Below are 13,122 nucleotides of genomic sequence, written 5' to 3'. Positions count from 1 at the left end.
CTTCTCATTCAGGACCAACTCGACCCTAAGAGGCATCGCGGTTGACACGGACCGCGACGCCGGTCGACCTGTCGGGCGGCGGCTGCGGGGCTGCGTACCGTTTCGAGCGCTCGCGCGTCTTCTCCTTCTCCAGCGCGATGCCGAGGCGGCGTACGACCTCCTCGCGGTCCTCCTCGCGCCCCTCACGGCCGAGAAAGGCGACCCACGCCATCGCCAGCACGGTGATGACCGCGGACGGCACGAGCCACAGCAGGATGTCCACGTACGCAGCCTATTTGGTCACCCAACGCCGCGCATCATGGCGCGCCGTCCAAGACCCGCCAGCGCGACATCCCAGCGCCGGAGCGCCCCTCGTCTGGACGCAGCGGAGCGAGGGAGCGAAGCGACTGAGCGCAGCGGAGGAAGACGAGGGTCAAGCGGAGGCGCTGCGCGAATTGCGAAGCAATCGCCATGTCACGGCGCGCCGACCCACTCGTCGGTGCCGTCGGTGAAGACCTGGTGCTTCCAGATGGGCACCTCGGCCTTGAGGGTGTCGATGAGGTCGCGGGAGGCGGCGAAGGCCTCGCCACGGTGGCCGGAGGCGGTGGCGACGATGACGGCGATGTCGCCGATGTCGAGGTGGCCGGTGCGGTGGACGGCGGCGACGCCCGCGACGCCGTGGTCGGCGGCGACCTTCTCGGCGACCTCGGTCAGGCGCGCGAGGGCGGTGGGATGGGCCTGGTAGTCGAGCCCGGTCACGCCCTTGCCCCCGTCGTGGTCACGTACGCGACCGACGAAGAGAGTCACGCCGCCGGACGCGTCGTCGTCGAGGGCGTCCATCACCTCGGAGACATCGAGAGGGGTCTCCCGGATGTCCAGAAGCTTGACGGCGCCTTTCTTCGGTTCAGCCATGGGACCAGCGTAGTGCTTGCTGACAGCGGGCTTCCGTAACCGCGTAGGCTGGACACATGAGTCAGACCCCAGGTGGCCCCGACGAGCCGGAGGAGCCGGAGAACCCCTTCAAGGGCACGCCCTTTGAAGCGTTCTTCGGTGGTTTCCCCATCGGCGGCGTCGGTGGCGGCCCCGGCGGCATGCCTGACCTGAGCCAGATCTTCGGTCAGATCCAGTCGCTGCTACAGCCCTATGACGGCCCGCTGAACTGGGACGTCGCGATGGACCTCGCCCGAAAGGTCGCCGCGTCCACGCCCGACCCGACGCCTTCTCAGAAGCAGAAGGACGCGGTCGCCGACGCGATCCAGCTGGCCGACCACTGGTTGGAGGACACCACCTCGTTCCCCTCCGGCGTGAAGTCCGCCACCGCTTGGTCCAAGGCCGAGTGGCTGGTCAACACGCTGGACGCGTGGAAGCCGCTGATCGAGCCGGTCGCGGCCTCGACGGCGGCCGCGATGAGCGGTCAGCTGCCCGAGGAGATGAAGGCGCAGATGGGCCCGATGATCGGGTTCGTCGGCAAGGCGATGGGCGCGTTGTACGCGAACCAGGCCGGCACCGGCCTCGGTCACCTCGCCGGCGAGGTCATCTCGGTCTCCGACATCGGCATCCCGCTGGCCGAGACCGGCCAGGCGGCGCTGCTCCCGGTCAACGTCGAGCCCTTCGCCGAGGGCCTGGGAGTCAGCACCGACGACGTGCTGCTCTTCCTGGCCCTGCGTGAGGCGGCCCACCAGCGGCTCTTCGCCGGCGTGCCGTGGCTGCGTGACCACGTGGTCACCGCCGTCACCGACTACGCGCAGGGCGTGGAGCTCAACATGGAGGCCATGCAGCAGCGGATCGAGGAGCAGATGCGTGGCCTCGACCTCTCCGCGATGCAGGACCCCTCGCAGCTGCAGAACATGTTCGAGGAAGGCATGTTCGAGGTGCCCGACTCGCCGGTGCAGAAGGCCGCGCTGGAGCGGCTCGAGATCGTGCTGGCGCTCGTCGAGGGCTGGGTCGACGAGGTCGTCGCCCTGGCCACTGCCGAGCGGATGCCGGTCGCGGCGCAGCTGCAGGAGGCCGTACGCCGCCGGCGCGCTGCCGGCGGTCCGGCCGAGCAGACCTTCGCGACCCTGGTCGGCCTCGAGCTCCGTCCGCGACGCCTGCGCGACGCGGCTGCCCTGTGGGGCTCGCTGCGCACCCGGCAGGGCATCGAGGCCCGCGACGGCGTCTGGATGTCACCGGCGCTGCTGCCCACCTCGGCGGACCTCGACGACCCGCTCGGCTTCCGCGAGGGCGCCGAGGCGCCCGACGTCGACTCGATCGACTTCGACGAGGAGCTGAAGAAGCTCCTCGGCGGCACCGACTCGGACAAGCCGGACGAGGAGTGAGCCTGCACGCTGACGCGCTCGCAGCCCTGCGGGCGTGGGATGCGCCGTCGGCTCCGCAGGAGACCCTGCGGCAGCGCTACGTCGCTCACCTCGAGGCCGAGCCCACCGGCGTCTTCAAGTCGTGCGTCCCCGACCACCTGACGGCTTCGTGCGTGGTGCTCTCCGACGACGGCACCTCGGTGCTGCTGACCCATCACCGCAAGGCGCGGCGCTGGTTCCAGTTCGGCGGACATCTCGAGCAGGACGACGCGACCCTGTGGGCGGCCGCGGCCCGCGAGCTGCGTGAGGAGTCCGGCGTGCCGGACCTGGTGCCGCTGCCCGGACTCGTGCAGCTCTCCGAGCACCCGGTGCCCTTCTGCGCTCCGTCGGGCGACGTCCACCACCTCGACGTGCGCTTCATGGCGGTCGCTCCCGCCGGTGTGGTTCCGGAGGTGAGCGAGGAGTCCCTCGACGTACGTTGGTGGCCGGTCGACGCGATCCCCGATCCCGAGGACAACCTCCTCGAGCTCATCAAGCTCGCGCAGGCGCGCCTCTAGCGCACGCGCGAGCCGGACGGGGTCGTCCCGAGCGCGGTGTGGGCGGTCGGCCGCCGGTTGGCGGCGAGCGCAGCAGGCGGTTCGCCGGCGTACCTGACCGCCTCGCGGGTCAGGTGGCTCTGGTCGGCGTAGCCGTGCCGGACCGCGACCTCGGCGACGGGCAGCCGGCCGAGGTCGGCGGCGGCCCGCTCGAAACGTACGACGCCCGCGGCCGCCTTCGGGGTGAGCCCGACGGCGCGTCGGAAGGCGGTCGTGACGTAGCGGTGGCTCCAGCCGGTCTCGGTCACGAGGTCCCGGATGCGCGCCTGGCCTCCGGACTCGGTGATCCGGCCCCACAGCCAGGACGCCAGCGGGTCGGCGGGGTCGCCGGCTCGCGCCAGCAGCGCGGACTGGACCAGGTCGAACCTTCGCCGCCAGGTGGCGACCTCCGCCAGCTGCTCCGAGAAGGACGGACCGAGCTCGGGGACCAGGTCCTCGACCCTCACCACCCGGCCCGCGATCTCACGGCCCGGCACACCCAGCAGCCGGGTGACGCCGAGCGGCGTCAGATAGACCTGCACGCACGCATGACTGCGGCCGGACCGGGTCGAGACCGGCCCGGGCATGAAGCCGGAGAGGAACGACCCGTACGTCCCCTCCCCCTCCCCTGCGGCGACGTCGACGATCTCGAACGGGTCACTGAAGGAGAGCACCAGCGGCAGCAGCGTCCCGGCGGGCTGGCGGCGCTCGAGCGGCGTGGCCGACTGCTCGTGGAAACCGATGACGCCCGCGACCAGCCCCCGCAGCCCGGGGTGGGGCGGCAGTCGGACGATCTCGCGGGTCACACCCGTCATGGACCGACCATCGCCGGTCGATTTCGTTCAAGCCAGCCGATTCGGCCCCGGCGCAGGATGTGGTCATGCGAAGACTTGCGATCGTGGAGTTCCTGAGCGTCGACGGGGTGATGCAGGGGCTGGGCTCCCCTGACGAGGACCGCGACGGTGGTTTCGAGCACGGCGGCTGGGGCGCACCGTTCGGCGCGGCCCTCGGCGAGGTCCTCTCCCCCGATGTCGGTGCCCAGACCTCGGCCTATCTGTTCGGGCGGCGCACCTACGAGAAGATGGCGGCCTTCTGGCCCACCCAGCCCGACACGGACCCGATGGCGGCGAGCCTCAACGCCACGCCGAAGTACGTCGCGACCCGCACGCTCCGCGACCTGGCCTGGAGCGGCGCGACCGTGCTCGAGGGCGACGTCCTCGACGCGGTGAGCGGCCTGAAGGCCGACGGCTCGGGCACCGTCGTCGCGCTCGGCAGCGGCGTCCTCGTCCGTCAGCTGATGCCTGCCGGTCTCATCGACGAGCTGCGGCTGTTCCTGCACCCGCTGCTGCTCGGCACCGGCAAGCGGCTCTTCGGGGACCTGCCGCTGCCGAGCTCGCTGAGGCTCGAGGACATCGCCTCGACGAGCCTCGGGACCGTGGCGCTCACCTACTCCGTGGGTCGGGAGACTCCGTCGGCGTCCCGGTGACGACCGCGCAGGCCTCGGCGGTGTGGCCGGGAGCGGGGCCGGTCGCCTTGCTGAGCAGGCGGCGCAGGGTGGCGCGCTCGTCGTCGTCGAGCCGGCCCAGCAGGTCGTTCTCGGCGGCGTCGACCCGGCGGCACAGCTCGGCGACGGCCCGGGTGCCCTGGTCGGTGGCGACGATCTGACGCTGGCGGCGGTCCGCCGGGTTGGGGCGCCGCTCGACCAGACCCGCGTCGACGAGATCGTCGAGCAGGTAGGTCATCACGGTCTTGTCGATACCGAGATGGCCGGCCAGCGCCAGCTGGCTGGGGTGGTCGCCGCCGACCACCGCGCACATCGTCTGGTAGCCCCGCGCCCCGTGCGGGAAATCTCCGATCGCCTCGGTGACCCGCTGCCGGTAGCCGCGCAGCAGCGCGCCGAGGCCCCAGCCGAGGTCGTCGGCACCCTCCGGCTGCGCCGGATGGGCTGCGGTCTGCGGTTCGGCTCGGGTGGTCACGGGAACATCCTAGCAAATCGTTCTGTTGAACCAATCGTCTGTGTCACATACGATCTTGTGGCGAACGATTCTTGGAGGAACGATCGAATGACTCTCGAGCTGGGCGTCGCCCTCGACCCGGCGCTGCCACCCGATGCGATGACCGCTCTCGCGCAGCGCGCAGAGGAAGCCGGCCTCGACCTGGTGGTGATCGACCCCGGTGACCTCGACCCCTGGACCACCGCGACCTGGCTGCTGGGCAGCACCAAGTCGGTCCCGATCGGCGTCACGCTGACGCCCACCGGCGCGCCCGACCCGCGCGACCCGGACGCCGGCTACCCGAGCGTCGCCGAGCGAGCCCGCGACAGCCTCGACCTGCTGGCCGGCGCACGCCTGATCACCGACCCGGACGCATGGACGAGCGCCCCTGCCGACCTCTCCCCCGCCGCCCTCGAGAGCGCCGCGTCCACGAGCGTGCCGCTGGTCGTCCCGGTGGCGACCGAGGCCGAGGTCGACCGCGTGGCCCGTCTGCTCGTGGAGCACGGAGGCCCGCGGCCGTCGGGGCCGCGGCGTACGTCATCGGTCTGGGCGAAGCGGCGTCCGGGCATCGCCTACGACGACGTGCCCGCCTCGCTCGCGGCGACCGCCGTCGAGCCCGGTGACGCCGCGTACCGCGCGGTCCGCTCGACCTACCTCCGCGGCGGCCGACCCGGCCTGGTGCTGCGACCGACGACCCCGGCCCAGGTGGCCGACGCACTCCGCTTCGCCGGCCATCATCGGCATCTGCCGCTCGGGATCCGCAGCGGCGGGCACGGCGTCAGCGGCCGCTCGACGAACGACGGCGGCCTGGTGATCGACCTGGGCGGGATGAGCTCGATCGAGGTCCTCGACGCCCCCAGCCGCCGCGTACGCATCGGGCCGGGAGCCACCTGGAAGCAGGTGGCGGCAGCGCTGGATCCCTACGGGTGGGCGCTGGGCTCGGGCGACTACGGCGGTGTCGGGGTCGGCGGGCTCGCGACCGCCGGCGGGATCGGCTTCCTCTCCCGCGAGCACGGGCTCACCATCGACCACCTGGTCGCCGTCGAGATGGTGCTCGCCGACGGGTCGATCGTGCGCGCCGACCGCGAGGAGAACCCCGACCTGTTCTGGGGCGTACGCGGTGCGGGTGCCAACCTGGGCATCGTGACCGCCTTCGAGTTCGAGGTGTACGAGGTCGCCGAGGTCGGCTCGGCCCAGCTCACGCTGGTCGTCCCCGACATCGAGGAGGCGCTGCTCCGGTTCGGAGCGGTCGCGGCCGCGGCGCCGCGCGACACAACCGTGTTCCTGGTGACCGGTCGCCCGCGAGCGGAGGGCGCCGTGATCCAGCTCTACGGCCTGGTCGACTCGCCCGACCCGGAGGTGATCGTGGAGCGGCTGACCCCGTTCGCCTCCCTCGGGGCGCTGGTCCAGCAGCAGGTGTTCCGCGCCCGCTACACCGACGTGATGAACCAGGCCCCCGACGTCGGCTCCGACGGCCACCACGGACACGGCGAGCCGCACGCCCGCTCGGGGCTGATCCCGGCGCTGACCGGCGACCTCGCCCGCGACGCGGCGCAGATGCTGCGCACCGGTGACGTCTACTTCTTCCAGCTGCGCACCATGGGCGGCGCGATCGCCGACGTGGATCCTGACGCGACCGCCTTCGCCCACCGGACCGCTGCGTTCCAGGTCACCGCGATGGGCGGCGACCCGGCGGCACTCGACACGGCGTGGTCGCGGCTGCGACCGCATCTCGAGGGGCTCTACCTCAGCTTCGAGACCACTACGTCCACCGAGCGGGTCGCGGACGCGTTCCCGCCCGCCACCCTGGCCCGACTGCGTGAGCTCAAGCAGCGCGTCGACCCGACCAACCTGCTTCGCGACAACTTCAACATCTTCAACATCGTCAACATCGAACCTTCGGAGAACCGATGACCGACTACGGACACGACCTGCTGTTCGGCACCTTCGTCACCCCGTCCGCCCAGTCCCCGCAGAAGGTGGTCGACCTCGCCGTCACCGCCGACCGCGCCGGGCTCGACCTGGTGACCTTCCAGGACCACCCCTACCAACCCGCGTTCCTCGACACCTGGACCCTGATGTCGTACGCCGCCGCGCGCACCTCGCGCATCCACCTGGCCGGCAACGTCCACTCGCTGCCGTTGCGGCCGCCCGCGATGCTCGCCCGCTCCGTCGCCTCGCTCGACCGGCTCTCCGGCGGGCGGATCGAGCTCGGCATCGGCGCCGGCGCGTTCTGGGACGGCATCGCGGCGATGGGCGGGCGACGGCTCACCGCCGCCCAGGGCGTGACCGCGCTGCGCGAGGCGATCGGGATCATCCGCGAGGTCTGGGACGTCTCGACCCGCGGCGGCATCCACCTCGACGGCGAGTTCTACCAGGCCGACGGGACCAAGCGCGGCCCCGAGCCGGCCCACGACATCCCGATCTGGGTCGGCTCCTACAAGCCGAGGATGCTGGAGCTCACCGGGGCGTACGCGGACGGGTGGCTGCCGACGCTGGAGTACATCGAGGGCGGGCTGGACGCGGTGCCGGGCCTCAACGGCCGCATCGACGAGGCAGCCGTCGCCGCCGGGCGCTCGCCCGGTGACGTGCGCCGCCTCCTCAACCTCATGAACGTCTCGTTCCAGCCCACCAGCCGCACGCTCCTCAACGGCCCGGCCGACCAGTGGGTCGAGGATCTTGCCGGGCTGGTCCTGGAGTACGGGTTCTCGGCCTTCCTGATCGGCGGCGACGACCCCGCGGTGGCCGAGCGGTTCGCGGCCGAGGTCGCGCCGCAGGTAAGGGAGCTGGTCGCCAAGGAGCGCTAGTCGACCTGGTCGTCCCCGTCGACGTCGTCGTCCTCCTCGCCCGGCGGGGCGGGGAGCTTGGCGGCGGCGGACCAGCCGGCCAGGTAGCCCTTGGCGCGCTCGGCCTGGGGGTAGCGGTCGACCCAGGCCCAGAAGGCCTCGTTGTGCTTGGCCTCGAAGAGGTGGGCGAGCTCGTGGACGAGCACGTAGTCGATGACCCAGCTCGGCATGCCCCGCAGCCGGTCGCTGAGCCGGATCGAGCGGTCGCCCGGGGTGCACGAACCCCAGCGACTGTTCTGGTTGTCGACCCAGCGGACCGAGTCCGGCTTGGCCAGACCCCCGAAGTACTGGTCGCTCAAGGCGGCCGACCGGCGCATCAGGTCATCGTCGCTGGGCTTGCGACGCCGCTCGGCCTTCTCCAGCCGGGCGACCATCTGCTCGACCCACTCGGCCTCCTCGCGCTGCGACATCGCGGCCGGGATCATCACGATGATGCGGTCGCCATCACGGTAGGCAGAGACCGTACGCCGACGCCGCTTGCTGCGTCGTACCTCGATCTCCGGGCCGTCCATAGGTCAAGAAACTACCTGTTCGCCCAGGCCAGCAGGCGGTCCCGCGGCCAGGTGTTGATGATCCGTTCCTCTTCGATACCCGCCTTCTCGGCTCGTTCACACCCCAGCACGAGGAAGTCGAGCTGCCCCGGAGCGTGCGCGTCCGAGTCGATCGAGAAGAGGCAACCGAGGTCGCGAGCGAGCTCGAGAAGCTTGGTCGGCGGGTCTCTCCGCTCGGGCCTGGAGTTGATCTCGACCGCGACCCCGTGCTCGGCGCACGCCTCGAAGACCTTCCTGGCGTCGAACTGGCTGCCGGGCCGGGTGCCGCGGCTCCCGGTGACCAGGCGGCCGGTGCAGTGGCCGAGCACGTTCATCCGCGTGGTGGAGACCGCCGTGACCATCCGTCTGGTCATCAGCTCCTTGTCCATCTTGAGCTTGGAGTGGACGCTGGCGACGCGGAGCTCGAGCTTGGCGAGCATCTCGTCGGTCTGGTCGAGGCTGCCGTCGTCGAGGATGTCGACCTCGATCCCCTTGAGCAGGGTGAACCCGTGCCCCGCGAGGTGGTCGTTGACCGCGTCGACGACGCCGAGCTGGCGTTCCAGACGAGCGGCGCTGAGCCCGTTGGCGACGGTCAGGCGCGGACTGTGGTCGGTGAGCACGAGGTACTCGTGGCCCAGCTCGACCGCGGTGAAGGCCATCTCCTCGATCGGGGAGCCGCCGTCGGACCAGTCGGAGTGGCTGTGCAGGTCGCCCCGGAGCCTGCTCCGCAGCCCCTCCCCCGTCCCGCGCTCGGTCAGTGGACCGCCGTGGACCCGCTCGGTGTCCGCCAGCCGCTGCGGCACCTCGCCGCGCGCGGCCTCCGTGATGACCTTGGCCGTGCTCGCGCCGACCCCGCTCAGCTCCGTCAGGGTGCCCTCGGCCGCCCGGCGGCGTACCTCCTCCTCGGGGAGCGGAAGGATCGCGGCCGCCGCGGTGCGGAAGGCCTTCACCTTGTAGCTGTCCTCACGGCCGCGCTCGAGCAGGAACGCGATCCGACGCAGGGCTGCGACGGGGGACAACACCTCGCCTACCAAATCTTCCTCCAACTATTTTCTCCTCCACAGCCGGTGGAGAATGCTTTTCGCAGGTCACAGTCCGTATTCAACCGATCATTCTCCATCCGTTCACCCTGGTTACCCACAGAAACGGGCGTGTCTTCCACCGGCTTTCCCCAAGCAAAGCGGGGTTGTCCACATCTTGTCCACAAGGATCGCGGAGTGGGACGTTGACGGGCCCCCACATCCTCTTTAAGTTCGATGTCAGTGGGACCCCCGGCGCCGCCGGACGGCCTTCGCAAGGGGAAGGCGAAGGACGATCCAGGCACCGGGGGTCCCTCCAGTTTTCGGGTCGCCTCCCAGACCTCACGGGAGCCTTCGACAGACCTTCGATGCGTCCTCGAAAGCCCCGAATCCCCCGGTATGACGCCAACACGCCGACACTCGCTGGACAGCCCGTGTTGCCGCAGGAAGCGCCGCGTGTCGTAGGGTCGAGTTGGCTCGTCCGACGAGCTTCCGACGGGCTTCCCTGACAACCCCGTCGCGACGACCAGTTACACATAGGCAAGGAGGCCGTCATGGCGGAGACCTGGAGCGGCGAGTTCTACTGCGTGAAGTGCAAGGAGAAGCGCGAGGCAACCGGTGAGATCCGGGTGAACGACAAGGGCACCAAGATGGCCAAGGCCGTCTGCCCCGTCTGCAGCACCAACCTCAACCGCATCCTCGGTAAGGCCTGAGCCTGCGACTCCGCGACGAAGGAGCGGAGTCGCAACGCGAAGGGATCGAGCGAGCGCAGCGGGTGAGCCTGCGAACCCGCGAAGCGGGTCGAGATCCAAGCTACCCGGAGCAGTAAGCCAGTGCGTGCGCAGATCCCAGAAGTGCACGACTCGCGGCGGCGCCCCCGGCAAGTCCGGCGGCGCCGCTGCCACGTTTTGCCGAGGCGTCGGCCCCGTCGGCCGAAGCGTCACGCTGGTGCCGACTCGACCGACGCGAGCGACGTCTCGGCACGTTATCCACAGGGGCTGTGGATTGTTGATGCAGGGAATCTCGGGCGGTGTGAGACTCCTCGGCATGAGCACGCGCTACCGGATTCGGCCGGGGTATGTGGCCGTACGACGTGATGAGACCCGACTCCAGATCGGCATCGACCCGCCCCGGCGGGCGATCGTGCAGGACGGCGTGGAGGTACGCCGCCTGCTGACCGACCTCGCCGCCGGACGAGCGGTCGAGCCCGACCATCTACCCGGCCGGCATGCGATGCAGCAGCTCGGCAGCGCCGGTCTGCTGATGGACGCCGACGGCGGCGAGCCGCCGCTGCGCATCGGGTTCGACGGGCCGCCGGGGATGGTCGCGGCGGCTCGGGCGTTGGCCGGACCGGCGCCGACCGCGTCGACGGAGCCGGACCTCGTCGTCCTCCTCTCTGAGGGCCCGTTGGACCGGGAGCGGACCGACGAGATGGTGCGCGAGGGCCGGGCACACCTCGTCGTCGAGAGCGGCCCCGACACCTGGACGGTGGGCCCGCTGGTCGTTCCCGGCGTCACCGCCTGCCTGCGCTGCGTCGACGCAACTCTCGCCGAGGAGGACGACCGACGGGCAGTCGTCGTGAGCCAGCTCGTCGGCAACGAGGTGCCGAGCGATGCCTTGCTGCAGTCGCTGGCGCTCTCCTGGGCCGTACGTGACGCCCGCACCTATCTCGCCGGCCGCACCCCGGCATCGTGGTCGGCGTCGGTGATCCTCACCCGCGACGACGAGCCCACCGTGCGACCGTGGCTGCGTCATCCCTACTGCGGCTGCGCCTGGGACCTGATCGCCTCGGCCAGGGCCGAGGGGAGCGAACCGGCTTGACCAACGGCGGCACGTCCAGGCACCCTTGCCGACATGGTCACGAAGAGCGCGCTGCGACGACGAGGCATGGGTCTCTGACCCCGCCCTTGCGTCAGCCTGCCCTCTTCACCTCCTAGGACCACTCTCGTGCACGAGCACACCCTTGCCCTGTCCGCACACCTCCAGGATGCCGTCGTCGCCTGCTTCGGCGACGCCCACGCCGGCATCGATCCCGAGCTGCGCCCGGCCACCCGGCCCGAGTTCGGGCATCTCCAGTCCAACCTCCCGCTGCGGCTGGCCGGTCCGCTCGGCCTGGCGCCGCGGGAGATCGGCACCCGCCTCCTCGATGCCGTCGACCTCGGCGATCTCGCCACCGCCGAGCTGGCCGGCGCCGGGTTCCTCAACCTCACCTGGTCCCCCGCCGTCCTCGGCGAGGCCGTCGGCGACCTGCTGACCGACCCCCACCTGGGCGTCCCCACACCGGAGACACCGCAACGGGTCGTCGTCGACTACTCCTCCCCCAACGTCGCCAAGCAGATGCACGTCGGCCACCTGCGCTCCACGGTGATCGGCGACTCCCTGGCCCGGGTGCTGACCTACGCCGGCCACGACGTGGTTCGGCAGAACCATCTCGGTGACTGGGGCACCCAGTTCGGCATGCTGGTCGAGGAGCTGCTCGGTGAGGATCTCCATGACCCCGCGGCCGTCGCCGGCCTGGACATGAGCGAGCTGCTCGCCCTCTACCAGCGGGCCAAGGCGCGCTTCGACGACGACCCGGGCTTCGCCGCGTCCGCCCGGCGCCGGGTGGTGGCGCTGCAGTCCGGCGACCCGACCACGCTTGCGCTCTGGCAGGCGCTCGTGGAGGCGTCGCTGGCCGAGTTCGAGACCACCTACAGTCGGCTCGGCGTACTCCTGACCAGGGACGACTTCGACGGCGAGAGCCGCTACAACCCGCAGCTTCCCGGCGTCGTCGACGACCTTCGGGCATCGGGTCTGCTGACCGAGTCGGCCGGTGCCCAGGTCGTCTACCCCGACGGCTTCGCCGGTCGCGACGGCGCACCGCTGCCGCTGATCGTGCGGAAGGCCGACGGCGGGTTCGGCTACGCCGCCACCGACCTCGCCACGATCCGGCACCGGGTCGACGACCTGGCGGTCGACCGGGTCGTCTACGTGGTCGACCACCGGCAGAGCCACCACTTCGACATGGTCTTCGCCGTCGCCCGCGCCGCCGGCTGGCTGCCCGACTCGGTCGAGGTCCAGCACATCGGCTTCGGCACCGTGCTCGGCGCTGACGGCCGGCCCTTCAAGACCCGCTCGGGCGAGACGGTCACCCTCACCTCACTCCTCGACGACGCCGAGGAGGCCGTCGCCGCGCGCTATGACAACCCCGAGGTCGTACGCGCCGTGGCCAACGCCGCCGTGAAGTACGCCGACCTCTCCAATCACCTCGCCCGCGACTACGCCTTCGACCTCGCCCGGATGTCGGCCACGACCGGTGAGACCGGCCCGTATCTGCAGTACGCCCATGCCCGGGTGTGCAGCATCCTCGCGCAGGCACCGCAGCAGACGTACCCTCCGACAGGCTCAGGACATCGCGCCGTCGGCACCCTGTCCCACCCGGCCGAGCAGCGACTCGCGCTGGAGCTGACCGGCTTCGCACCCGTGGTCGCCAAGGTCGCGGACACCTTGGAACCGCATCACCTGACGGCGTACCTCTACGGTCTGTCGACCGCGCTGACCGCCTTCTACGAGAACTGTCCCGTGCTCAAGGCGGACGGCGAGGTCAGGCAGACCCGGCTCGCGTTGTGCGAAGCGACCCGGCGAGTGCTGTCAGACGGACTCAGGCTCCTCGGCATCGAGGCGCCTCGAAGGATGTGAGCTCAGGCCCACCAGTCGGAGTCGAGCTTGGCTTCCATGGAGCGCACGTGACGTCGCGAGCATGCCTCGCAGAACGCCTTCGAGCGCCCACGCTCAACCGCGGTGGTCCATGCGAGGAGGCGGTGGGGGTCGGCCTCGTAGCATCCGCAGAAATCGCAGGTCTTCATGTATCAACGATAGGTCGAAATCCTGCGGCTCAGAGGG

The 13,122-nt window shown here is 70.8% G+C and carries 14 protein-coding genes; 8 read left to right on the top strand and 6 right to left on the bottom strand.

Features of this window, described 5'->3' with window-relative positions; genetic code table 11:
* Positions 1-25: 25 nt before the first annotated feature.
* Together HD557_RS04570 and HD557_RS04565 are read right to left on the bottom strand one after the other, a co-directional pair.
* Complete coding sequence (locus HD557_RS04570; protein WP_196872975.1) at positions 26-262, bottom strand: hypothetical protein; 237 nt, start codon at positions 260-262, stop codon at positions 26-28.
* A 191-nt stretch (positions 263-453) separates the two neighbouring features.
* Positions 454-891: a molybdenum cofactor biosynthesis protein MoaE gene (locus HD557_RS04565; RefSeq protein ID WP_008361863.1), complete on the bottom strand. Its 438-nt coding sequence runs from the start codon at positions 889-891 to the stop codon at positions 454-456.
* A gap of 56 nt (positions 892-947) precedes the next feature.
* Here HD557_RS04565 and HD557_RS04560 point away from each other — a divergent pair, with 56 nt between their 5' ends.
* Together HD557_RS04560 and HD557_RS04555 are read left to right on the top strand one after the other, a co-directional pair.
* Positions 948-2,297 carry a zinc-dependent metalloprotease gene (locus HD557_RS04560; RefSeq protein ID WP_196872972.1) on the top strand — a complete coding sequence of 450 codons (1,350 nt, stop codon included), beginning with the start codon at positions 948-950 and terminating at the stop codon, positions 2,295-2,297.
* Positions 2,294-2,833 carry an NUDIX hydrolase gene (locus HD557_RS04555; protein ID WP_196872969.1) on the top strand — a complete coding sequence of 180 codons (540 nt, stop codon included), beginning with the start codon at positions 2,294-2,296 and terminating at the stop codon, positions 2,831-2,833. Before HD557_RS04560 ends, HD557_RS04555 begins: the two co-directional genes overlap by 4 nt.
* On the opposite strand, the gene HD557_RS04550 is transcribed toward HD557_RS04555, so the two are convergent.
* A complete protein-coding gene (locus tag HD557_RS04550) occupies positions 2,830-3,666 on the bottom strand; it encodes a helix-turn-helix domain-containing protein (RefSeq protein ID WP_196872966.1) in 837 nt (278 codons plus the stop codon). The two genes, HD557_RS04555 and HD557_RS04550, sit on opposite strands and share 4 nt — an antisense overlap.
* A 65-nt stretch (positions 3,667-3,731) precedes the next feature.
* On the opposite strand from HD557_RS04550, the gene HD557_RS04545 reads away from it, so the two are divergent.
* On the top strand, positions 3,732-4,337 hold the full coding sequence (locus HD557_RS04545; protein ID WP_196872964.1) for a dihydrofolate reductase family protein: 606 nt from the start codon (positions 3,732-3,734) through the stop codon (positions 4,335-4,337).
* Here HD557_RS04545 and HD557_RS04540 read toward each other — a convergent pair.
* A complete protein-coding gene (locus tag HD557_RS04540) occupies positions 4,294-4,827 on the bottom strand; it encodes a MarR family winged helix-turn-helix transcriptional regulator (RefSeq protein WP_307785535.1) in 534 nt (177 codons plus the stop codon). The genes HD557_RS04545 and HD557_RS04540 overlap by 44 nt on opposite strands.
* Before the next feature lie 87 nt (positions 4,828-4,914).
* Here HD557_RS04540 and HD557_RS04535 point away from each other — a divergent pair, with 87 nt between their 5' ends.
* Together HD557_RS04535 and HD557_RS04530 are read left to right on the top strand one after the other, a co-directional pair.
* Complete coding sequence (locus HD557_RS04535; protein WP_231380178.1) at positions 4,915-6,759, top strand: FAD-binding protein; 1,845 nt, start codon at positions 4,915-4,917, stop codon at positions 6,757-6,759.
* Entirely contained in the window at positions 6,756-7,652 is an 897-nt protein-coding gene (locus HD557_RS04530) for an LLM class flavin-dependent oxidoreductase (protein ID WP_196872956.1), read from the top strand. The genes HD557_RS04535 and HD557_RS04530 overlap by 4 nt, the downstream gene beginning before the upstream one ends.
* Here the strand turns inward: HD557_RS04530 and HD557_RS04525 are convergent.
* Both HD557_RS04525 and HD557_RS04520 read right to left on the bottom strand, forming a co-directional pair.
* Complete coding sequence (locus HD557_RS04525; protein WP_196872954.1) at positions 7,649-8,203, bottom strand: M48 metallopeptidase family protein; 555 nt, start codon at positions 8,201-8,203, stop codon at positions 7,649-7,651. The genes HD557_RS04530 and HD557_RS04525 overlap by 4 nt on opposite strands.
* Before the next feature lie 11 nt (positions 8,204-8,214).
* Positions 8,215-9,243: a PHP domain-containing protein gene (locus HD557_RS04520; protein ID WP_307785534.1), complete on the bottom strand. Its 1,029-nt coding sequence runs from the start codon at positions 9,241-9,243 to the stop codon at positions 8,215-8,217.
* Between the two features lie 551 nt (positions 9,244-9,794).
* Between HD557_RS04520 and HD557_RS04515 the strand changes: the two genes are divergently transcribed.
* The 3 genes from HD557_RS04515 to argS all read left to right on the top strand — a co-directional run bounded on the left by HD557_RS04515 (position 9,795) and on the right by argS (position 12,918).
* Entirely contained in the window at positions 9,795-9,953 is a 159-nt protein-coding gene (locus tag HD557_RS04515; protein WP_091051197.1) for a DUF5679 domain-containing protein, read from the top strand.
* 334 nt (positions 9,954-10,287) lie between these two features.
* A complete protein-coding gene (locus tag HD557_RS04510) occupies positions 10,288-11,061 on the top strand; it encodes a hypothetical protein (protein WP_196872949.1) in 774 nt (257 codons plus the stop codon).
* Positions 11,062-11,208: 147 nt separating this feature from the next.
* On the top strand, positions 11,209-12,918 hold the full coding sequence (argS, locus tag HD557_RS04505; protein WP_196876294.1) for an arginine--tRNA ligase: 1,710 nt from the start codon (positions 11,209-11,211) through the stop codon (positions 12,916-12,918).
* Positions 12,919-13,122: the final 204 nt, after the last annotated feature.

This window comes from Nocardioides luteus, assembly GCF_015752315.1.
Lineage (GTDB): Bacteria > Actinomycetota > Actinomycetes > Propionibacteriales > Nocardioidaceae > Nocardioides.
Note: the sequence above shows the minus strand (reverse complement) of the source record. Positions and strands in the feature narration are given on the sequence as shown.